A 21,120-nucleotide genomic window follows, 5' to 3' on the forward strand; every position below is an offset into this window, starting at 1 on the left:
TTTGCCGCAGTACGGCCGGGCCGGAAAAAATGCCCGCCGGTCCGTAAGGACGGGGGCATGAAGATTGTTCGGCGGATACGGAATATCGCCGGGCGCAATCAGAACAAGGCGTTTGGTTAACCGGAAGCGATCCGGTATGATGCCGGAGTCCGGCCGGGTATGGGCGCCGTTCTTTTTGCCGTTGACTGCTGTTTCAACCATTTCGGCATGCCGGCCAGGTCCCGGTGAAATGTAAAGCGGTCAGACAGTCATTCAGTTTCCGTTCACTTATTCCTTAATCCCGGCCAGATCCCGGGCCAGTTTCTTTTTCGATTCCAGGTCGGTGAGGGCGTAGAGAGCCATTTTTTGCGCCTGGGGCGAACCGGCGCCGTGCCATGTGCCGGCGCCGTGCAGGCCGGCGCACCAGTTCTGGATGAACTTGGCCAGGCGCAGCCGTACTTCCGCCGGCGCCGCCGCGCGCATGAACTTGCGCACATATTCGCCTGTTTCCGGGTTTTCCAACTCCAACTCGGAGGGCATGGTTACAGCCATGCCGCCGCCGATGTCCCCGGCCCACTTCATGATCTCCCAGAAACCGTCGGCCACAGTCAGCTTGGCCACATTGCCGAAGATGTCGTCCGGCATGAAAAAGCCCGAACCGGCCGGTTCCTCCCGGCCCTTCAGCGCCGCCGCCACGGTGCAGGCGCGGGAAGTTTCACTGATCCGGATCATGTCGGTGATCTTTTCCACGATGTGCGGCGCCTTCTGTACCCCCGAATATTCGGCCATTTGCTGGGTGGCGCCGATAATCAGATCGGCGAAACCCACCTTGCAGGCGCCGCCGCAGTTCATGCGGTGGGTTTTGGCAAAACGGGCGATCAGCCGGCCGCTGTACTTGACCTCGCCGCACATGAAGACATGCTCCCACGGAATGAAAACGTTATCGAAGACCATGATGCAGGTTTCCCGCTGGCCATACAGGGGGTTGCCCAGGTATTTGGTGTCGGGCATCAGTTCCCGTTCGGCCGTAAAGGGGGTGTACTGGCTGATGTAGGTCAGCCCCGGCGCCCCGTTGGGTACGGCGAAGGCCACGGCGAATTTTTCTTCGCCCGGGCGCATGCCCATGGTGGGAATAACAATGGTTTCATGTGAACCGATCGCCCCGCTCTGGCTCACCTTGGCCCCGCGCACGACGATGCCGTCGGAGCGCTGTTCGGTCACATGCACATAGACGTCCGGGTCCTCCTGCTGGCCGGGACGTTTGGTCCGGTCCCCCTTGGGGTCGGTTACCCCGCCGCTGCAGGCCAGGTCGTTTTCCTGCAAATATTTCAGATGATTGACGAAACGCTGATGGTAATCCGTACCCAGGTCACGATCCATTTCCCAGGTGATGCCGGCCAGGGCGTTCAGTGTGTCCGCGCCTACGCAGCGGTAGTTGCAGGTGCCCAGCATCTGGCTGGTCAGAGTGGCCATGCCGGCCCGTTTTTCCAGATCGTCCCTGCTTCGGGCGATGTGCAGGCAACGGCTGATCCTTTCTCCGGTGTAAGGGGAGACGGCGGTCATCACTTCCTGGTATTGCGGCTCTTCGGCCAGTTCATAGACCCGGGCGTTGGCCCGCACCACTGTCAGGGTGGTCGGGTCCTCCATCAGCTTGACCTGCCTGCCGCCCAGGAAGATGCGCGGGTTGAGGGATTGCATGCTTTCCAAATACTCAGCGGCTGTTTTCAAATCGAACACCTCCAAGGTTGATAGATAATATAGAAACGTGAACGTAAAGGGACAGGCTACGTTCAACAATTTGTTGACCAATCATCAATTTTCCGGGAAAAAACGAAGCACGGGGCCGGTTTCTCATCCTGATCCCGCCAGACAGGCAGTGATTTCGTTGCATCTTTAAGCAGGGCCGGAGTATACCCGCGAACTGCACGGTAACGTCAAAGTCGCTCTTAGGTCACAGTATATAGGGGGTCTAACTCTTGTCGACTACTGTATATAGTATCAAAAATGAACTTTGACGTGATCTTGCTGCGAACTGCAATGTGTACCGGCATTCAGTGTCGTTCCGGACAACTGATCAAGTGTCTGGATTGCTTTCCGGCGTGCGCTGTTTCGATTGACAGCGCGTTATGCCGGCGTAGGGTGACGGTCTAAGCTTTCCTGCCGGCATCCGCCTGCAACCGGCCGTATATTTCCTTCACCTGCCTTTCCGTTTCTTCCAGGGATCCGTCGTTATAAACCACATAATCGGCAAACTTCAATTTTTCGCTCAGCGGGTCCTGAGCGTCGATTCTTTTTTGTGCCTCCTCCCGGTTGAAGCCGCGCCCGAGCATGCGCTGCATCTGCACTTCCGGGGAGGCGTAGACGACGATCACTTTTTCCACCATCTCCCGGGCCGCTGTTTCGGTCAGCAGGGGAACATCCTTGATGATCAAAGCCCGCGGCTCTTTTTCCAGGATCCCGGCGGTGATTTCCCGGTCGGCCGCAAAAACCGCCGGGTGGACGATCCGGTTGAGACCGGTCAGCCGGTCCGGATGGTTGAAAACAATCCGGCCCAGTTTTTGCCGGTCCACCGTCTGATCGGGGTTTAAAACAGCCGGCCCGAATTGCCGGATGATTTCCCGCCAGGCCGGCCGCCCCGGTTCGATCACCATATGGGCCAGTTCGTCAAAATCGATGATGTGAGCCCCCAGTTTTCGGAACAGGGCGGAAACGGTGCTTTTTCCGGTGGCGATGCCACCGGTCAGGCCGACAATCATTTGCTGCTTCCTTCCTTTACGTTGGTATTTACCACCGGGAGACCTTGCGCGGCGGTACTCCCAGTCCGGTTATTACCTTGCCCGCAGCCAGTTCGTGGTATCCCGGGGGCATGCCGGGCAGGGGGTCGCAGGCCGTTCCGTGATAGGGGACGGGGTACTGCACGCCCCGGGAGTAGAGTGCTTCCAGGTTGCGTTCCATTTTTTCCATATACGCCGGCGGCAGGGCTATGTACAGCTCGTCGTCCTGCACATGGCCGAACCTTCTTTCTCCGAAACAGGGGATGGTCAGCGCCGGTTTGCCCGTCAGATGGCACTGGGCAATGGCGTCGGCGCAGGAGCCTTCACCGGAGCAAAAAAACTGCATGCGCTCATAATCTGCGAACTGCAGTGCATTGATGATCAAGATCATCTGGGCGGCGTTGCCGTAGATAAGCACCATGTCCGGTTCGAACGGGCTGTACACCTGCGGGGCCAGCAGCACGGCCTGATACCTGCCGGCCGGAATGCGGGGAATGGACGCCTCGCATTTTTCCCCGTCCGCTTTGGTCCGGCACCAGACCAGGCTGCGGAAGGTGCCGTCCAGCACCTGTGCCGGCGGCTCCGCCAGGCCGGCCACAGAGGCGCACATGCCGCGGGGGAAATCGCCGGCCGTGGCGCCCACCGTCCAGTCATAGGTGCGTACCATGGTGATCAACTGACAGAGGGTGGTTTTATGGGCCGGGCGGCGCGCCCACTTGTTCCGGTCAAGTTCCTCCTTGTTTTCCAGCAGTTTTAAACCGACCGGAAAGGTTTTCAACCGCAGCAGGGCTTCAATTTTGCGGATTAAAGCGTTCCAATCAGTGTTACCTACCATAGTTGTAACCTCCTTTCTGAACCTGAAAATACATTTTCGCTCCTCTGATGGCGCCGCCGCAGGCGGCGTTAGGGGGTTGCCCGGCGATAAACTTACCGCTTCGCTCTACGGATACTTTAAAGCCGGTTTAAATTATTGCCATAATCGGTATAAATGATCTTGTTTCCGCCACTCCGGACTCCGGTGTAAGCTGATTATGGTAAGAGTTTCTTTTAATGCTTGTTGGCGTTAGCTGACTTGTCGGCAATTGGAACACACTATTTCGGGTTCTTCCGGCGGTTCAGCCGGTTATCCGCTTTGGATAAAGTAAGACGGATCGCCGGTTCCATGGTTGGGCGGCACCTCCCTCAGCCGGCTACCGCTTTGAGCGGAATTTAGCGGTGGAAGTAATCAGACCGGAAACGGCCGCTTTTCAGGGCGGCAATCAATCCTTCCCGGTCGCGTATATCGTCCTCGAAAAAGGTTGCGCAGCGGCCGACTTCCCTGGCGGCATGGGCGTCGCTGCCGCCCGTGCCGGGGAGTCCCGTCTTTTGACTCGCGGCCAGGGCCATTTCGTTTTCATTTCTGGTCGATTTACCGCTGTAGGTTTCAATTGCCTGCACCAGCTGAAAAATTTGTCTTTGACAGGCGGTTTGCACGGTCAGCTGCAGGTCGGAAAAGCCGAAAAGCAAGAAACCGCGGAAAGGGTGGGCGTAAACAAGCACTCCCCCGGCCCCGTCCACCTTTTGGCGCAGTTCAGCGGTGTCCATGACCGCCGGTTGGTCCTCCGGCAGGCCGAAGGCCAGCACGTGTCCGTCTTTTGTTTCCACCTCCATGCCGCAAAAAACGGGAAAGCTATATTTCCGGCGTAAAAATTCCAGTTCGCCGTCCGGCCACAGTCTGCCGTGCTCGGTAAAGCAGATCCCGTCCAGACCGGTGCTTTTGGCCTGCCGGATCGCCTCCTCCGGATCCAGTTTGCTGCAGGAGGAGAGGGGACTGGTGTGTACATGCAGGTCGATAATCATTTGATTCACTCCATTTTTAGCGCCAGGCAGGTGTTTTTCAGCGCCGGGACGAGGGGCAGGCGTTCTTTGGCATAGTCGCCCGGGTCAATGCCTTGCTTTTTCGCTTCCGCCCAGCGCTCGAAAAAAGCGCAGCGCAAAATCGCATCGCAGCATTCCAGTAATAAATTGGCGAAGTGGCGGCATCCCTCCCGTCCGATGCGGCGGTTGACCAGACTGATCAGATTCGCTTCAGTCAAGCATACGCCAATCGCTTCTTGCAAAACCGGGACGGCCCGGGGGCATTCCGGGGTGGTAAACCGGCGCATCTTTCCTGCGGCAGAGGTAATTTTGTATTCCGGCGTTTTCACCGTGACATCAAGTTCCAGACCGTAGATATTGTCCTCCAGGACGCCGTGGGCCAGATAGGTATCCGGAGCGGGCTTTTCCACACCCACCCACTTGGTGCGGCTGAAAGCAAGCATAAGCAAGCCCTTCTTTCGTGGTTTTAATCAGTTATGCCACCAACACAAGTCTTTGGAGCGTTCTAGCCGCCCCACCGGGCGATGTCACTTTCAGCCCGGTCCTCACCACCTGTAGCAATAAACGGGTGGATTTTGCTGTCAACCGGCTTGTTGCGCCTTAGAAATCCTCCACTTCAAGTCCCTCCCGCAGCGGGCTGCCTCCGGCAAAAGCAATGCAGCTGTTCAACAGGCGGGGGTTGCGGCTTAAAAAAACTTTGTAGGCATCAATCATCTCCCGGCCTTGTTTGTCTAAAATTTGTTTCAGCGGATCGAGGGTGAACCGTAAAATGACCTGCTCGCAGCATTCCAGGATGAGATCCGCCAGGCGCGGGCAGCCATTGGTTCCACCGGTTGTCTGATTGACCAGTTTGATAATACCGGGCCCAATGCGCAGGCCGGTGACGTCTGCCAGCGGGGCAACGGTCCGGTGGCAGGCCTCACTGAAACAACGGTCAATAGAAGCGCTGATGGACACGATTTCCAGACCCGGTACGCTGACGGTGATTTCCACCCGGGCGGCGAAAAAATCTTCTTCCACCACGGTGCGCGCCAGTATGTTCCCATCCGGCAGTTCAATGACGCCGGCATGTTTGTTCCGGGCGTAGGACAGATACACGGGGGCAGTCACTCCTTTGCTAAGTTTTCAGTGGTAAGTCATAAGATGATCAAGGGAAGGAATATTCGTTCCATTTTAAAAACGGCCTGATTACGTGCTTTCTTGCATTAAACCGACGGCCAGCGACTCCTGAAATGAAGTAACCATATGGCTTACTTCTTCTATGGATATCTCTTTCAATACCACCCATTTATAGACGGCATATTTGATGATTCCCAGGATGGCGTGGGCAATCGGAACAACCTCAAGTTTACGGAAAATGCCTTTCTTTATACCGTATTCAATGTTTTTAATGGTAAAGTCGAGAAACCGGGCGTCAAATTCACTTAATACATGATCAATGCTCTCGCTGATACCCGGGACCCTGCTGTAAATTTCGGCCAGTTCCTTGTTTTCAGCAAAAACCTCAATTATTACCCGTTTGGTTTCAACTAGACGCAAATACAAATTTTTTTCTTGTGTAAAGTAATCGTTCACTCTGTTTATAATTTGCTCCAAGAAATCGGAAAGCAATGTTTTCAGAACGTCTTCCTTGTTGGAGAAATGCCGGTAGAAAGTGCTGGTGCCAAAACCGGATTGATCAATAATTTCACGGACAGTTGTGTGCAGGTAGCCCTTTTCAGTAAACAACACAAGTGCGCAGGCTAAAATTTTTTGCCTTTTTTCCTGTTTGTTTCCTTCACTCATTCCGATCACACCCTATTAAAAGAAGGAATATTCCTTCCCTTATCATAAATACATCCAGCACGAATGTCAATTAAAAATTTTCTAAAAAGCAAGACCGTTAATGCGTGAATGAATGGGATGAAAGGAGGATAAACCGCTTGGTGCGCAATTGGGACCAAAAGGGGGAGCGGTTCCCTTTGTTTGATACCGCCCCCCTTTTGGTCCCAAGCGGTTGAATAGGTTTGTCCGGTGTATTTTTACTTTTCCCGGCGCGCAACTCGTGCTGCCGGGTTCGCTTATCACGGGCGCTCCGTGTTGGCTTGTCCCGGACCGGTCAGACCGCCGCCTAATATTTATGTGTGCCCGGGATCACCGGAACACCAAAATTACTTTCGATCAGCCTGGCCATATCTTCCGGTGTCGCATAGGGGCAGCCGGGCTTTGATTCGGCCAGGCATTTGCTGAGGTGAATAACGTCCGGTTTTATGCCCGCTAGTTTGCTGGCCATGTTTATGTTCGGGATAATGGTGCGCCCGGGACATTCACAGCGGACAAAAGCAATTACCTGTACGGGCTCGTCGAATTTACCTTCTCCCAGTGCCGCCGCTTTCAAACAACGCCATTCGCCCGGGCAGCCATAACCGGCGTCCATATAGGCACCGCAGCCGACAATAAATACTTTTTTCAAAAGACGCGCCTCCTGTTATTTCGGGATTATGACAATAAAAAGATTTCGGTGCCGGAAAGTTAATTCCTGCTTGTCTTTGCATTAAAAAAAGATCTTCATTCCGCCGGTGGGGCTTTAACGGCATGTACGCTTTAGCAGTTGAAGCGGCGGGATAACCGGAATAATGGTTATTGAGCACGCTTCCGGAAATTTTAAAAAATTTTGACTGGACAAGCGGGGGAAATTATGCTAACATTTGTTTAAATTAAAATTAAAAACGTCCGGGTTTCCCGTCTAATACGGGAGTACAGGGAACCAGGTGCAAGTCCTGGACGGTGGGGCCACTGTAAACGGGTAGCGGCTTCCAAAAGCCACTGGATTTTTTGATCCGGGAAGGCGGAAGCGAAGTGATGATCCGTAAGCCAGGAAACCTGCCCGGACGTTGTAGGCACATTTGACCTCCCAGGAAACAGGGGTTGTGCCGGTGTGGTTTCCCGGTTGCTGAAAGCGGCCGGGAAGAATGACTGGTAAAACAACCCCGGCTGTTGGCGGCCGGGGTTAGATTTTTCCGTGCCTTCCCGCTGGAGCTGCAGTCATGCCGCCGGCAGGACGGTGGATAATTGAATAAGGAACGGGTCTTTTTACCCCGAGGGGGAAAAGTGAAAAGGGAAGCCGGTGCAAATCCGGCGCGGTCCCGCCACTGTAAAGGCGAGGCGCGGCACAAAGAGTCACTGGACAATATGTCCGGGAAGACGTGCCGGGTCGATGAACCTGAGCCAGGAGACCTGCCCGTTCCAGAAACCGGACCAACCTACGTGGATAGGGGGTGGTTGATTTGTCATGGCGTCATCGCGCTGCGGGAAGCTGATCCTCCATCGGAAAGGGTGGGGGATTTTTAATTTCGAGCGACCCGGCCAGGTTTGGTGTGTCGAATACGGGCATCCGGATTGGCAGCAGATTGCAGTGTTGCCCGCACGCCGGATTACCTTTTGCCCGGCTGTTTCGTCAGAAGTGGCTGATTATCTTTAACCCTGGTGTGCATTGGTATTGATTAGCGTCAACCCATCTCCTATTCCAGGAGTATCTATATCCGGCGATTCACTTGCCGGTATCTTTTAAAATTCTAAACGTTTAAGATATTAAATTCAGTAGAAAGGCATGATGACAAGTGGGTGTGAAAAAAAACAAACTGCGCCTGGCCGCTTTAGCCGTGTTCATCTGTTTTCTGGCCGGCCTGCTGGTGCCTTTTGCGGCGCCTGGTGCGGCGGAAGCGAATGGTGTAGGTTCCGGCAGTTATGGCAACCTGATCGCAAAAGCTGTCCAGTTTGATCAACAGACTTATGCGAGCGGCCAAACTCTGGATTCCTACGATGCTTATGTACTTACCTTGGCCGGAGTGGATGTATCTTCCTCTTCCTGGAATTATAAAGGCACATCTTTAAAGCAAGCGGTAATTGACAATGTTTATGCCACGATTAATAAGCCGGATGCTGTGCCGGCAAAAACAATCGCCCAGCAAATACTGGCTGTAAATCAGTGGGGGCTAACCAGTTTAACCAGCCAATTGCTCAAAATTTTGGCCGCCAAACAAAGCAGCAGTGGTTTTGATCAGGGAGATTACAGCTCCTTCAGCAATGTGCCGGCTTATATGCTTTTGGGACAGGCCGGGTTTTTGCGCTCCGGCAGTGAAATAGGTGCGTCCGACGCCAAAGACTATCTATTAGCCACACAAAGTACATCAGGAGCTAATTCCGGGGCCTGGACAAGCAGTTGGGCCGATTTTATGACCACGGCGCAGGCGGTAAGGGCTTTGTCATTCATCCCGGGCACCAAAGACGATCCGGTAATACAAAAAGCGATTGATAACGGGCTAAGCTGGATGCAGAAACAGCAACAGGCCGACGGCAGCGTTTATACCACCAAGCCTTTTGCGGACGATCCCGTGATCGACACCGCTGAGACAATTGTCACCTTGAAAACATTGGGCATGGATCCGGCCGCCTGGACAAGCCAGGATGGTAAAAGTCTGGTGGATTACCTGCTGAACAAAGCCCTTAATCCGGACGGGAGTTTCGGTACATCCAAAAATGTGATGGATGCCACCTGGGTGCTTTATACCTGCCTGCTTTTGAACGGGACGATAAGCGCTCCCGGCGCGCCGGTGGGGATAACCGTCACACCGGCCACGGCAACGGTTGCCGCCGGCAATACGCAGCAATATAATGCAACAGTGACATATGATAATGGCTCCACCCGGGACGTGACCGCCAGCGCCGTCTGGTCGGCGGCGGACACAAGTGTGGCCAGTGTGAACGGCGGCTTGGTGCAGGCGCTGAAATCCGGTCAAACGGAAATCAGTGCAGCCTACGGCGGCCTGACCGGCACGGCCAGTTTGACCGTTACCGCTTCTTCCTCTCCTGGAACTGGTGGAAGTAATGATAACAATTGTCTTGTCAATATTGCCGTGGTGGGCAAGAACGGCCAGTTGTTATACGGCCCCGGGCCAGTCACTGTAAATAAAAGCAATCAATGGGGCCTAACGGTTTTGGGGGCGCTGGAAGCCACCGGCGTGCCTTATGTGATGAGCAGCAAGTGGCCTGGTTTTGTAGACAGTATCGCCGGGCAGGCCAACAGCGGTATGGGCGGCTGGATGTTCAAGGTTAACGGGACAATAGCGACGGTGTCGGCCAAAGACAGCCCGGTCAATTCCGACGACCAGATCATCTGGTGGTACAGCACGGATATGAATTCCTCCGGCCCTAACTGGAGCGACTTGACAAATGAAAGCACTGTTACCCCCCCTGTCGGCGCACCCCCCGGCGGCACCGCTCCGGCCAGCACTCCGGTGGCTTCCACCGGACAAGGGCAGAATCAAAATCTTACCGTGCAACTTCAGGCTTCACCGGATGCACTTACTGATCTGGATAAAATTAACCAGTTGCTGGGTCTTAGAGAGGGTACGGCCGATCTGGGTGACCTGGGGCGGGCAGGTAGGGCGGTAATCGTGTCCGGCAGTGCACAACCGGTGGATCCGGCGGCATTTATGGCATTGAAAAAGGAGCTGGCCCTAAATTCAGTAGATATTTCGCAAAAGGTGACGGCCGGTCAGGAAGCCGTTGTGGCCGATCCCCATGGTGAGGTTGGTTTAATCATTCCAGCCGGAGCAGTGGGCAGTGAATTTTCAATCACCGTCAAAAAGCTGGCCGCTGCTACAACCAACGTAGGTAATAACGACCAAATGGCAGCCATCCCGGCTGGTTACCACCTGGTTTCCGCCATTTACGACTTCGGTCCCGGCGGCACCACCTTCCAGACGCCGGTGACATTAAGCCTGCGGGTGGCTGTGCCGCCATTGGTCAGACCGGATAACCTGGCCCTGGCCGTCTATGATCAGTCCACCGGTAAATGGGTGGTTATTCCAGCAGTGTTGGACGTAAATAAAGGGCTGATCCTGGCTCGGCTCCAGCATTTGAGCGATTATGCCGTACTGGCCAGGGAACCGGTGCAAAGCTTTACTGATCTTACCGCGCCTTCCTTTGACTGGGCGAAAAACAGCATTGAGAAACTGGCCGGCGCCGGCATTGTAGCCGGTGTGGGTGAAAACCGTTTTGCGCCAGCCCGGCCGGTGACCAGGGCGGAATTCGCCGCCATGCTTGTGCAGGCGCTGCACCTGCCGGTAAGAACCGGTACCGCCGTTTCCTTTAAAGATGTACGTGCCGACGACTGGTATGCCGGTGCGGTGGCGGCTGCCTATCAAGCCGGTCTGATCAAAGGTTATCGCGACGGTACATTCCGTCCCAATAACACCATCAACCGGGAAGAATTGGCTGCCATGCTGGTACGGGCGATGAAACTGACCGGCACTGAACAAAAATTGACCTTTAGCGACGAAAGCAAAATCGATGCCTGGGCTAAAAACAGTGTGGCGGCCGCTGTAGCCGGCGGACTGCTGAAAGGTTTTCCGGACGGCACCTTCCGGCCGCAGGCCGCCGCCGGCCGGGCCGAGTGTGCGGTGATGGTTTACCGCATGTTAAATGGCGATTAATTTCCATCCCTCTCCCAACCCGTTCCCGGGGGCAGGTTATTGCCTGCCCCTAACGGGATTTTTATCATGAGGGACAGGTGGCAGCATTGCCGTTTTAGCCGCTGTGCCGGCGGTGGGCCGGTCGACTGCCGGTGTTTTGCTTTGTCTGCAACCGGCTATGTTCCTGGTTTTGATGGGATGGAGATGGTATTGAAAAATTACTTCCATTGAGGGAGTGATCTTATTTGAACAGAAAGTTGATTTACGGTGTTTTATTACTGGCCGTTTTGGCCTTGATTATCGTGCCGGCCGTTTACTCCCACCACTTAAACGGACGGGACCGGGCGTCCGTATCCGCTTCCAACAGTACAGCGGCCGGTCCGGGAGCGGACGGACTGACCTCAACGCCGGGACCAACGGCCAAAAAAAGCGGGTCATCTGCCGGAGCAGCCGGCTCTTCAGCCAATGTACAAACCCAAAAAGATGCGGCCGCTCAAGGCGCCGGCGGGCAGAAAACTGCACCGGTCGCCACTGCCGGCAAAGGTGGCAGTACCCCGGCAGCGCAAAAAACGGGCATATTGTCAGCCGGTGCATCGACCAATAACGACAACCGGGAAAGCGGATGCCGGGTGGGCGTGGCCGTGGTCGGTGAAAACTGTGAACTGCTCTACGGTCCCGCGGATGTCACCGTAAACCCCAAAAACCGGTGGGGGCTGACAGCGCTGGGCGCTCTGGATGCTACCGGTCTATCCTACAATGTATCCACCCGCTGGTCCGGGTTTATTGAAGCAATCACCGGTCAAAACAACCATGGTCAGGCCGGCTGGATGTACGTGGTCAATGGACAAACCCCGATGGTGGCTGCCGATCAGCATCCGGTGAAGGCCGGGGATAAGGTAATCTGGTGGTACAGTAAAAGTATGGGTTCTACGGCGCCGGCCTGGGACGGGTTGTTGAAGCGCAAGTAGTGATTGATGATCGGGGCATGTAAGGAGTGATGTCCATTGCTGGACTCTTTCTTTTACAAAGAAAAGGGGTTGTTCCTCCAGAACCTGCATCCGCTGGCGGCGCTGGTCTATCTGGGGACTCTTTTGTCTCTTGCCCTTCTCTTCACCAACCCGCTGTATCTGGCCGGGCTCTTATGCCTGGTATTCCTGGCTGTCTGGTCGGTGGACGGCCTGCCGGCCTGGGAGGGCTACCTGAAAATGGGCCTGACCATGATGGTGCTGGTTATGTTGGTTAACCCGCTGATGGTGCGCGCCGGGGAAACGATCATCTGGTACGGCCCGCGGGTGCCTGTTTTGGGGCGGCTGAACATTTCACTGGAGGCGGTTTATTACGGCGCCGCCATGAGCGTCCGGCTGCTTGATGTGATCAGCGTGTTCTGCCTGTATAACCTGATGGTGCATCCGGATAAGGCATTAAACCTGTTTTCCCGCCTGGCCTGGCGGTCCACGATGGTTATTTCTCTGGCCACCCGGATGTTTCCGTCCATGGTCCGGGAACTGGCAAACATCCGGGAAGTGCAGCAAATGCGCGGCGTCAATTTTCAGCAGGGGAAGTTCGGGGAAAAGGTTAAAAAACACGCCTCGTTGATTAACATATTGCTTTTATCTTCCCTGGAGGATTCCCTGGAGATTGCCGAATCAATGCAGGCACGGGCCTTCGGCAGCGGCCCCCGTACCTGTTACAGCCGGAGTTTATTCCGGCCGCGGGACGCGCTGTGCCTGGCCGGAAGCGCGCTGGCCCTGGGAGCGGGTATCTGGGGGCTGCTGCATGGTTTCGGCGTCTACACTTATTACCCGCGGCTGGGTTATCTTCTTCAGGGGCCGGGGACGGTGCTGGTTTTGGCCGCGGTGCTTTTGGGCTTGTCTATTCCGGTGGTATTGAGCTGGGGGTGGCGGCATTGGCCTTATTTAAAATCGAAAATTTGACCTATTATTATCCAGGCGGGGAACAGCCGGCTTTAAAGGGAATAAACCTGAGCATTGAAGAAGGGGAGTTTATCCTGGTGGCCGGCGGTTCCGGATCGGGCAAGTCGTCCCTGGCCCGGGTGCTGGCCGGGCTGCTGCCGGATTTTTACGGCGGGCGCTTCGGCGGCCGGGTTTGTTTCCGCGGCTGCGATCTGCGCGGCATGGACCGGCGCAAACTGGCCCGTGAGGTGGGCATGGTCTTTCAGGATCCAGAAAAACAGCTTGTCATGACCGGTATGGAAGCCGAGATTGCCTTCGGGCTGGAAAACCTGGGAGTGCCCCGGGGGGAAATAATCCGCCGCGTGGCGGAAGTAATCAGTTTCTTGGGACTGGCGGATTTAAGGCATGAGTTCACCGCTACTTTATCGGGCGGGCAAAAGCAGAAACTGGCCCTGGCCGCCGTGCTGGCCATGCAGCCGCAGGTGCTGGTACTGGACGAGCCCACGTCACAGCTGGATCCGGTGGTGGCGGAAGACTTCTTGAACCTGGTCAAAAGGTTGAATGAAGAGATGGGGTTCACTGTTGTCCTGATCGAACAGCGACTGGAAAGGTGCTATCACCTGGCCGACCGGGTGGTGCTCATGGAAGGCGGCCGGGTGACGTCCGACGGCCCGCCGGAACAGGTGGCCCGCCGGGTGGTGCAAAAAGACGCGCTGATTGTTCCCCCGGTGGCCAGGCTATTTGCCGTGCTGGGGGCGCCAGTAATTCCGGTTACCGTTAAGGAAGGGCGAAAATTGCTGCGCACTGTTTTTCCCGGTTCCGGTGCAGTCGTTCGCGTAGAAAACGGGGCGGGAGCATTGCGGTCTGCTTCCGCTGGTGCGGGTTCCAGCGGCGCCGTAAGGAATGAAGATACGACCAACCGGCAGTTTTCGCCTGCCAGGCCGGACATGCGGAAAGAAAGGCGCAAAACAACTCATGACACGCTGTCTGCTCCCCTCTCCCTGTTGGAAGTGAAAAATCTTTGGTTTACTTATCCCAACGGCAGGGAGGTCTTGCGGGAAATCAACTGCCGGGTGTGTGCCGGCGAATGTGTAGCCGTGCTGGGGGAAAATGGTGCCGGCAAGTCCACCCTGCTCAAAAACATGGCCGGTCTGTTGCAGCCGGGGCGGGGCCGGGTGTTGTTCATGGGCAGCGATTGGAGTAAATACAGTGACGGGCCGGGTGCACACGTGGCCTATCTCTCTCAGAACCCCAACGACTATCTTTTTCAGGACAGTGTAGAAGAAGAATTATTGTTCACTTTGAAAAATTTCGGCCTGGCGGATGACGGTATTGTGGACGAACTGCTGGCCAGACTGCACATCAATGATTGCCGGCGGGTAAATCCCCGTGACTTGAGCGGCGGGGAACGGCAGCGGGTGGCCCTGGCCGCGGTACTGGTGACCAGGCCGGAGTTGGTGTTTCTGGACGAACCCACCCGGGGGATGGACTACCGGTTAAAGTCTGAACTGGGCCGTTTTTTAAAAGAGCGTGCCGACGCCGGGGCGGGTGTGGTGCTGGTTACGCACGACGTAGAGTTTGCCGCCGAGTACGCCAAGCGGGTGATCATGATGTTTGACGGGCGCCTGGTGGCCGACGGTCAAAAACACGCTGTGCTTGGTGAATCGGTATTTTATTCCACTCAGGCAGGTAAGCTGTGCCGTGGCTTTGTCAACGGTGTGCTTACTTTCCGGGAGGCACTGGAAAAAATCGGCCCGGCCTATTCCACCCGGCCGTTAAAAGAGGCGCTGTTATGAGAGGGCGTAAATTGATTTTCCCGCTGGCATTGGCGGCGATTTTGGTCTTGCTAATCTTAAGCATACAAGGACGGAATATTGTGGCCCGGCAGGGGTGGGGTATGCTGTCGGTGGAGATAATGGTTATCGCTTTAGCCCTGTGCTACTGGGGATTTGAGCAGGGACGGGTTTCTTCCCGGGAAGTGGCCTTGATTGCCGTGCTGGGCGCTGTGGCGGCCGTAGGACGCGTCCCCTTTGCCGCCTTGCCCAACATTCAGCCGGTTACCTTTATGGTGATCATCTCCGGTTTTGTCTTCGGCTCCCGGGCCGGGTTCATGACCGGTTCCACGGCCGCCCTGGTGTCCAACTTTTTCCTCGGTCAGGGTCCGTGGACGCCCTGGCAGATGTTTGCCTGGGGGCTGGCCGGTGTAACAGCGGGACTGATCCGGATGGTTTTTCCCCGTACCGGGACCGCCGGCATGACGGTTTTCTGTATCATTTGGGGGTATTTATACGGCTGGATTATGAACCTGTGGTTTTGGACGGCATTTGTGCAGCCGCTGAACTGGCAGTCCTTTGCCGCCACCTATGCCGCCAGTTTTTGGTTCGATACATTTCATGCCGCTGGAAACGCCGCCTTTTATCTTTTTTTCGGTGCTAGTTTTAAAAAAATACTCGCTCGTTTCCGTAGAAAGTTGGAGGTAAATTTTATTGAATCAATTGAATAACCGGCTTTCAAGAGCGGCCCGGATTGGTTTGTTCCGTAGCGAAAAAATTTTTTGCACGGGCAGGAATTTGCCCCTTTAGGGCGAATAATTAATATAAGAAGGCTGGTAAGTTGCCTTTGCTATATTACTTGAATAATAATGGGCGGCAGAAGTCGTCATTTCCTGATTCCGGTAGTGGAAAAAATTTTTTATCGTACGGCAACCATGAAGGTGCTCGCTTCTCCAGAAGGAGGGCAGGCTTTCATGGTTTTCTTTTTTGGCCTGCCCAAAGCCGGTGGTTTTAACCGGAGCAGGCCGTGCGGCCAAAAGCCGTGCCAAAATGCCGGTTGGAAGCTCAACCTTGGCAGAGCTTTAACCTCATAACCTGTTTCCGGTTTGGACATACCGGGACAGGTGTACCTCCTTCTTTCGTTCGGCATACGGGGTCTGGTCAACCCCGTATGCCGGGGCACCTTTTTTAGTGTGAGGTATTTTTCTCTTCCAGGGTGCAATGAGCTTTTTGACTTTTTAAAATTTGGCTCTTATTAAGGAGAGAACCAATGCGCATAGCAGTTATCGACGGGCAGGGCGGCGGCATCGGCAAGGTGATGGTGGAAAAACTGCGGCTGTCCCTGGCCCGGGAGGACGTGGAAATTATCGCCCTGGGTACCAACGCCCTGGCTTCCGCCTTGATGCTGAAAGCCGGCGCCAATGAGGCGGCGAGCGGGGAAAACGCCATTATCTACAACGCCGGCCGGGTGGATATTATTATCGGCACCATTGCCGTGCTCATCGCCCACAGTATGCTGGGCGAATTTACCCCGGCCATGGCTGCGGCGGTGGCGGCCAGTCCGGCGAAAAAAGTTTTACTGCACCTCAACCGGGCCAATGTGGAAGTAGTGGGCGTGGTTGACGAACCGCTGCCCCACCTGGTGGATCAGTTGGTGGAACGGGTGCGGGTGCTGGTGGAGGGCAAAAAAAACCACAGGATACCACTATGGGGGGGTCATTAATGCCGGTTTTTCAGCGGGTAACCTATCCTTTTACGGCTATTGCCGGCCAGGAAAAAATCAGTAATCAGCTAACGTCAGCCGGGGATTGGTGCTGATGGTGGTCGATCTTACACATGAGGCGCTCTTGCTGGCCGGGAGAGCCAGGACACTGGCGGCGGAAGCCAAGAAGGAGTTTGCGGCGGTTTTAAACAAAGTGGATGAAAATACGGAATTGTTTTTGCGCCGGGAACTGGCCGCGGCGGGGATTCCGGTACCGGGCGCACTCAACTTTTCCCGGGGGATCAACCGGGCCAATCTAGTGGGCGAACCACTGCCGACGGTGGAAATGCGGGACAAGTTGAAAGAACTTTTCGTATGAATTGAGCAGGTTTATTGGTTGAACACCGTTCGGGAGGGAGAATAAATATGGAGTTAAAACCTGTCGGCACGATTCATTCCCCTTTTAAAGCCTCCGGTGAGGCGCCGCATCAGGGGCGCCATACGCAGGAAATATCTATTCTGGAGGTTTTTGATCAGTTTGCTCCAGGGTTAAAGGATGTTGAAGAGGCCAGTCATTTGATTGTTTTATACTGGTGCGACCGGGCGGACCGGGAAAAGCTACAGGGCCGTACGCCATTCGGTCCGGAAATCCGCGGTGTTTTTGCCTGCCGTTCTCCGGGCCGTCCCAATCCGGTTGCTTTTTGCGTGGCCAAACTACTCAAGCGGGAAGGAAACCGGCTTTATGTCCGTGGTCTGGATGCGTTGGACCAGAGTCCGTTGGTGGACATCAAACCGTATTCCGCCGGCATAGATTCCTATCCCGACGCCGGAATCAATTGGTTTGAAAGGGCCGGCGCAAAGAAGTGAGGTGGGTATACCAGAGAAACAATGTGCGATCAGTTGCCGGTTAATTATATGGGCAAAAAATGGTAGCCAAGGGGGGTAGAGCTTTTGTTCAGGAAGATAACAGCTCTGATTGCCGTCCTGATTCTAACCATGATCGTTTTGGCCGGCTGTGGACAAAAGGATGCGGCGAAAACGGCGCAGCCAATGAGCAAAGTGACCGACCTGGCCGGCCGGGAGGTAAATGTCCCCATTCCGGCCAAACGGATTGTGGCCATCGGCCCCGGCGCCTTGCGCCTGGTTTGCTATGATCAGGCGGCAGACAAAGTGGTGGGGGTGGAAAGCGCTGAAAAACAATGGCCTGCCGCTGCCAGGCCGTATATCCTGGCCTACCCGGAGTTAAAAAATTTACCTGCTATTGGTCAGGGTGGTCCCGACTATGCCCCGGATGCGGAAAAACTGGTCAGTGTAAAACCGGACGTCATTTTTGTTACCTATTTAGTGGACAAATCACGGGCGGAGGAATTGCAGGCCAAAACTGGCATTCCGGTGGTGGTGCTCAGTTACGGCAAACTGGCCACTTTTGATGATGATGTTTACCGGTCGCTGCAATTGATCGGACAGATTACCGGCAACCAAAAACGGGCCGGTGAAGTGGTTGATTATTTAAAGAAATGCCAGCAGGATTTGAATAAGCGGACAAAAGACATTCCGGACAGCCAAAAACCGGCCGTTTACGCCGGCGCCCTGGGGATGAAGGGGACGCATGGCATTGAGAGCACTCAGGCCAAGTACCCGCCTTTTGTAGCTATTAACGCCAGAAATGTGGTGGATGAAACCGGCCGGGCGGGGAGTGTGATGATTGACAAAGAAAAACTGTTGAGCTGGAACCCGGACATCATCTTTATTGATGAAGGCGGTTTGAGCCTGGTGCAAAATGATTACCAAAAAAATCCGCAGTTTTACCAGTCCCTGCGTGCTTTTAAAGAGGGACGGATTTATGCGCAGATTCCCTATAATTTTTACACCACCAACATAGATACTGCCCTGGCCGATACTTATTATGCCGGGAAAATAATTTTCCCCGCTCAATTCAAGGATATCGACCCGGTTCAAAAGGCCAACGATATTTACCGCTTCCTTTTGGGTAAACCGTTGTATCAACAGGTAGCCAAAGGTTACGGCGGCTTTGAAAAGCTTGACCTGGCGGTGCCGCCGCAAAAATAAAAAAGACGGGAGCAGTTAAATTATGCGTCAGGCGACAATGGAAAATGTCCCGGAAAGTTATTTAAAATATACGCGCCGGAAACTGCTAATGATCAGCCTGCTCATTCTTTTGACTGCTGTGGTGGGGGTGTATGCCATCAACGCCGGGTCGGCGGACCTTTCGCCGGCCCAGGTGCTGATGACGCTGTTCGGGGTGGAACAGGGGCGTTTTAACGTAATCATTTGGAACATCAGACTACCCCGGGTGCTGTCGGCGTTGGTGGCCGGTGCCGGTCTTTCCGTGGCCGGTTGTGTGATGCAGAATATTTTGCGCAACCCCCTGGCTTCGCCATTCACTCTGGGCATCTCCCAGGGGGCGGCCTGTGGCGCGGCGGTGGCCATTATTGCTTTGGGTGCGGGCAGTACCGGGAGCACCGGCGCCGATGCGGTGGCCATCAACAACCCTTACCTGGTCACTTTTTCCGCATTTCTGGGGGCAATGGCGGCCACTATGGTGGTGCTTTTCCTGGCCCGCTTCAAAGGGGTGACCCCGGAAGCCATGGTCCTGGCCGGAGTGGCCCTGGGTTCCCTTTTTTCAGCCGTAACCGTTGTATTGCAGTATTTCGCCAGTGACGTGCAAGTGGCTTCTATTGTTTTCTGGACTTTTGGCGATGTTAGCCGGGCTTCCTGGTGTGATCTGGAAATCCTGGCTGTGGTGACTGGTGCCGCGCTGTTTTACTTTATGGCCAACCGCTGGAACTATAACGCTCTGGCCAGCGGGGAGGAAACAGCCAAGGGTCTGGGCGTGGATGTGGAAAAGATCAGGTTGACCGGGATGTTTCTGGCCTCTTTGATTACGGCCGTGGCTGTTTCCTTCCTGGGAATCATCGGTTTTATCGGCCTGGTCGGCCCGCATATGATGCGCCGGATATTGGGCGGCGACCACCGTTTTTTAATCCCGGCTGCCAGCGTGGCGGGCGGTTTGTTGCTGCTGGCCGCCGATACCGTGGCCCGGACGGTTATCGCACCGGTGGTGCTGCCGGTAGGCGCGATTACTTCCTTTATGGGCGCGCCCTTGTTCCTTTACCTTCTGGCCGGGGGGTACGGTAGAAGATGATTTTAACGGTAGATGGGGTGGAATTCAGTTATAATGGACACCCGGTTTTGAGGGGAATCAATTTTGCTGTAGCCAGGGGAGAGGTTGTTTCTATTCTGGGTAACAACGGCGCCGGCAAATCCACGCTGCTTAAATGCCTGAATAAAATATTGAAGCCGCAAAGAGGTTCGGTTTTAATTGAAGATGATGCCCTTTACCGGCTCAACCGGTTGCAGATTGCCCAAAGAGTGGGTTATGTAGCGCAAAAGTATGAAAGCACCCGCTTTACAGTTTTCGATGCCGTGTTATTGGGCCGCAAGCCGCACATAAAATGGGAGGCCACCGCCAAAGATCTGGAAATTGTCCGGCGGGTTTTAAAACAACTGGGTTTGGAAGCGTTCTCCTTACGTTATCTGGACGAATTAAGCGGCGGCGAGCTGCAAAAAGTGGTCATTGCCCGGGCGCTGGCCCAGGAGCCAAGAGTGCTTTTGCTGGATGAACCGACCAGCAACCTGGATTTGAAAAACCAGTTGGAGGTTTTAAAGACGGTCCGCAAGGCCGCGCACGAACAAAATATTGCTGCGGTGGTAGTGATGCACGATCTTAACCTGGCCCTGCGGTTTTCGGATAAATTTTTGCTTTTAAAGAATAAGACCACCTTTGCCTGTGGGGGAATGGAAATCATAACCCCGGAGAACATTGCCGGTGTTTACGGGGTGCCGGTAGCGGTGGAAAAAATGGGTGCTGTTCCGGTGATTGTACCGCTGCCGGTTTAAAGGGTGGTATTGTGCCGGTACCAATATGATGAAATGAAGAAATATGCTTGACATAAATTGGGTCGAATGCTAAGAGCCGGTTCAATAAGGACCGGCTCTTTTTATTCCGGGTATGTTTATCCGGGCGGTCAACGGGATAATACCAGCCGGTTGACACCATTTCCGCCCGGACGCCGCCGGAGTCGTTATGGCATGGCGGGTGAGAGAATTAACCAGCCCCTTTTTTTGGCTAATTCTATTAAACTACGGTAAGCACCATAATCCTCCATATAGATAAGAGTGCAAAGATCCATAATATCGGAGCGGGTGGAATTAACCATGCCGAAGTATTCCTGCAGCAGCGAAAGCCTGATAGTCTCTCTTATTGATATGGCAATTTCATCATCTTGTATAAATTTAGCTGTCCCGGTATCTCTTCCAATTAGAGAAAGGTTTGACCTGCGATGCACATTGGGTTCTTCTATTCCTTCCCTATGTAATAGTTGTTGTATTTTTTCAATATGAGGAATAACAATCTTTTTTATTCCGGTATCGATCAGTGTTCTTAATGAAACATCCTCCGCCTGGGATAAATATATTTCCAGAGTTGCTAAACCGATTAGTTTATTACGGGCAATGTACCATAGAGAAGCAACTTCACCGACTTCCAATCTTTCTCCGGGTATAAAGTTTGCTATTCGTTCGGCAATATTTTTTAAGTTATCTGATAAAGTTATGAGAATCACACCCTGGGGTGGACCCATTTGT

20 protein-coding genes and 2 riboswitches are annotated in these 21,120 nt (G+C 54.4%); of the genes, 11 read left to right on the plus strand and 9 right to left on the minus strand.

The genetic code is table 11. The features are described from left to right. Nucleotides 1-267: 267 nt before the first annotated feature. The 8 genes from A6M21_RS11345 to A6M21_RS11380 all read right to left on the minus strand — a co-directional run bounded on the left by A6M21_RS11345 (nt 268) and on the right by A6M21_RS11380 (nt 7,062). Entirely contained in the window at nt 268-1,716 is a 1,449-nt protein-coding gene (locus A6M21_RS11345; protein ID WP_242868833.1) for a 4-hydroxyphenylacetate 3-hydroxylase N-terminal domain-containing protein, read from the minus strand. Nucleotides 1,717-2,126: 410 nt separating this feature from the next. After that, on the minus strand, nt 2,127-2,735 hold the full coding sequence (gene coaE / locus A6M21_RS11350; protein WP_066668859.1) for a dephospho-CoA kinase: 609 nt from the start codon (nt 2,733-2,735) through the stop codon (nt 2,127-2,129). 28 nt (nt 2,736-2,763) lie between these two features. After that, nucleotides 2,764-3,588: a DUF169 domain-containing protein gene (locus A6M21_RS11355; protein ID WP_066668860.1), complete on the minus strand. Its 825-nt coding sequence runs from the start codon at nt 3,586-3,588 to the stop codon at nt 2,764-2,766. 374 nt (nt 3,589-3,962) lie between these two features. Then, nucleotides 3,963-4,592, minus strand: coding sequence for a PHP domain-containing protein (locus tag A6M21_RS11360; protein WP_066668861.1), 630 nt, complete (start codon nt 4,590-4,592; stop codon nt 3,963-3,965). Between the two features lie 5 nt (nt 4,593-4,597). Further along, the gene (locus A6M21_RS11365) at nt 4,598-5,053 is read right to left on the minus strand and encodes a DUF2889 domain-containing protein (protein ID WP_066668863.1); all 456 of its coding nucleotides are present in this window, start codon (nt 5,051-5,053) and stop codon (nt 4,598-4,600) included. 157 nt (nt 5,054-5,210) lie between these two features. Beyond that, a complete protein-coding gene (locus tag A6M21_RS11370; protein WP_066668865.1) occupies nt 5,211-5,708 on the minus strand; it encodes a DUF2889 domain-containing protein in 498 nt (165 codons plus the stop codon). Between the two features lie 90 nt (nt 5,709-5,798). After that, complete coding sequence (locus A6M21_RS11375) at nt 5,799-6,395, minus strand: TetR/AcrR family transcriptional regulator (RefSeq protein ID WP_066668870.1); 597 nt, start codon at nt 6,393-6,395, stop codon at nt 5,799-5,801. A gap of 325 nt (nt 6,396-6,720) precedes the next feature. Continuing rightward, nucleotides 6,721-7,062: a CGGC domain-containing protein gene (locus A6M21_RS11380; protein ID WP_066668872.1), complete on the minus strand. Its 342-nt coding sequence runs from the start codon at nt 7,060-7,062 to the stop codon at nt 6,721-6,723. A gap of 245 nt (nt 7,063-7,307) precedes the next feature. Continuing rightward, nucleotides 7,308-7,494, plus strand: a riboswitch (cobalamin riboswitch). Between the two features lie 163 nt (nt 7,495-7,657). Next, nucleotides 7,658-7,848: riboswitch (cobalamin riboswitch) on the plus strand. Between the two features lie 361 nt (nt 7,849-8,209). On the opposite strand from A6M21_RS11380, the gene A6M21_RS11385 reads away from it, so the two are divergent. From A6M21_RS11385 to A6M21_RS11435, 11 genes are all read left to right on the plus strand, one after another. Next, complete coding sequence (locus A6M21_RS11385; protein ID WP_066668873.1) at nt 8,210-11,086, plus strand: S-layer homology domain-containing protein; 2,877 nt, start codon at nt 8,210-8,212, stop codon at nt 11,084-11,086. Nucleotides 11,087-11,310: 224 nt separating this feature from the next. Next, entirely contained in the window at nt 11,311-12,033 is a 723-nt protein-coding gene (locus A6M21_RS11390; protein WP_066668874.1) for a DUF4430 domain-containing protein, read from the plus strand. A gap of 36 nt (nt 12,034-12,069) precedes the next feature. Next, entirely contained in the window at nt 12,070-12,999 is a 930-nt protein-coding gene (locus tag A6M21_RS11395) for an energy-coupling factor transporter transmembrane component T family protein (RefSeq protein WP_066668876.1), read from the plus strand. Next, the gene (locus A6M21_RS11400; RefSeq protein ID WP_066668878.1) at nt 12,972-14,774 is read left to right on the plus strand and encodes an ABC transporter ATP-binding protein; all 1,803 of its coding nucleotides are present in this window, start codon (nt 12,972-12,974) and stop codon (nt 14,772-14,774) included. Before A6M21_RS11395 ends, A6M21_RS11400 begins: the two co-directional genes overlap by 28 nt. After that, a complete protein-coding gene (locus tag A6M21_RS11405) occupies nt 14,771-15,481 on the plus strand; it encodes an ECF transporter S component (RefSeq protein ID WP_066668880.1) in 711 nt (236 codons plus the stop codon). The genes A6M21_RS11400 and A6M21_RS11405 overlap by 4 nt, the downstream gene beginning before the upstream one ends. A 539-nt stretch (nt 15,482-16,020) precedes the next feature. Then, a complete protein-coding gene (locus tag A6M21_RS11410) occupies nt 16,021-16,473 on the plus strand; it encodes a DUF3842 family protein (RefSeq protein ID WP_066668882.1) in 453 nt (150 codons plus the stop codon). Between the two features lie 94 nt (nt 16,474-16,567). Continuing rightward, nucleotides 16,568-16,831 (plus strand): ATP-binding protein, encoded by a 264-nt coding sequence (locus A6M21_RS11415; RefSeq protein WP_151191910.1) that lies wholly within the window; start codon nt 16,568-16,570, stop codon nt 16,829-16,831. Between the two features lie 47 nt (nt 16,832-16,878). Next, complete coding sequence (gene tsaA, locus A6M21_RS11420) at nt 16,879-17,319, plus strand: tRNA (N6-threonylcarbamoyladenosine(37)-N6)-methyltransferase TrmO (RefSeq protein WP_066668885.1); 441 nt, start codon at nt 16,879-16,881, stop codon at nt 17,317-17,319. An 84-nt stretch (nt 17,320-17,403) separates the two neighbouring features. After that, nucleotides 17,404-18,522 carry an iron ABC transporter substrate-binding protein gene (locus tag A6M21_RS11425; RefSeq protein ID WP_242868831.1) on the plus strand — a complete coding sequence of 373 codons (1,119 nt, stop codon included), beginning with the start codon at nt 17,404-17,406 and terminating at the stop codon, nt 18,520-18,522. 22 nt (nt 18,523-18,544) lie between these two features. Continuing rightward, nucleotides 18,545-19,618 (plus strand): FecCD family ABC transporter permease, encoded by a 1,074-nt coding sequence (locus A6M21_RS11430; RefSeq protein WP_066668886.1) that lies wholly within the window; start codon nt 18,545-18,547, stop codon nt 19,616-19,618. Then, nucleotides 19,615-20,373: an ABC transporter ATP-binding protein gene (locus A6M21_RS11435; RefSeq protein WP_066668887.1), complete on the plus strand. Its 759-nt coding sequence runs from the start codon at nt 19,615-19,617 to the stop codon at nt 20,371-20,373. The genes A6M21_RS11430 and A6M21_RS11435 overlap by 4 nt, the downstream gene beginning before the upstream one ends. A 185-nt stretch (nt 20,374-20,558) precedes the next feature. Here A6M21_RS11435 and A6M21_RS11440 read toward each other — a convergent pair. After that, on the minus strand, nt 20,559-21,120 hold a 562-nt coding region (locus tag A6M21_RS11440; RefSeq protein WP_151191911.1), incomplete at its 5' end, for a DUF3231 family protein.

It is taken from the genome of Desulfotomaculum copahuensis (genome assembly GCF_001655685.1).
GTDB lineage: Bacteria > Bacillota > Desulfotomaculia > Desulfotomaculales > Desulfovirgulaceae > Desulfotomaculum_G > Desulfotomaculum_G copahuensis.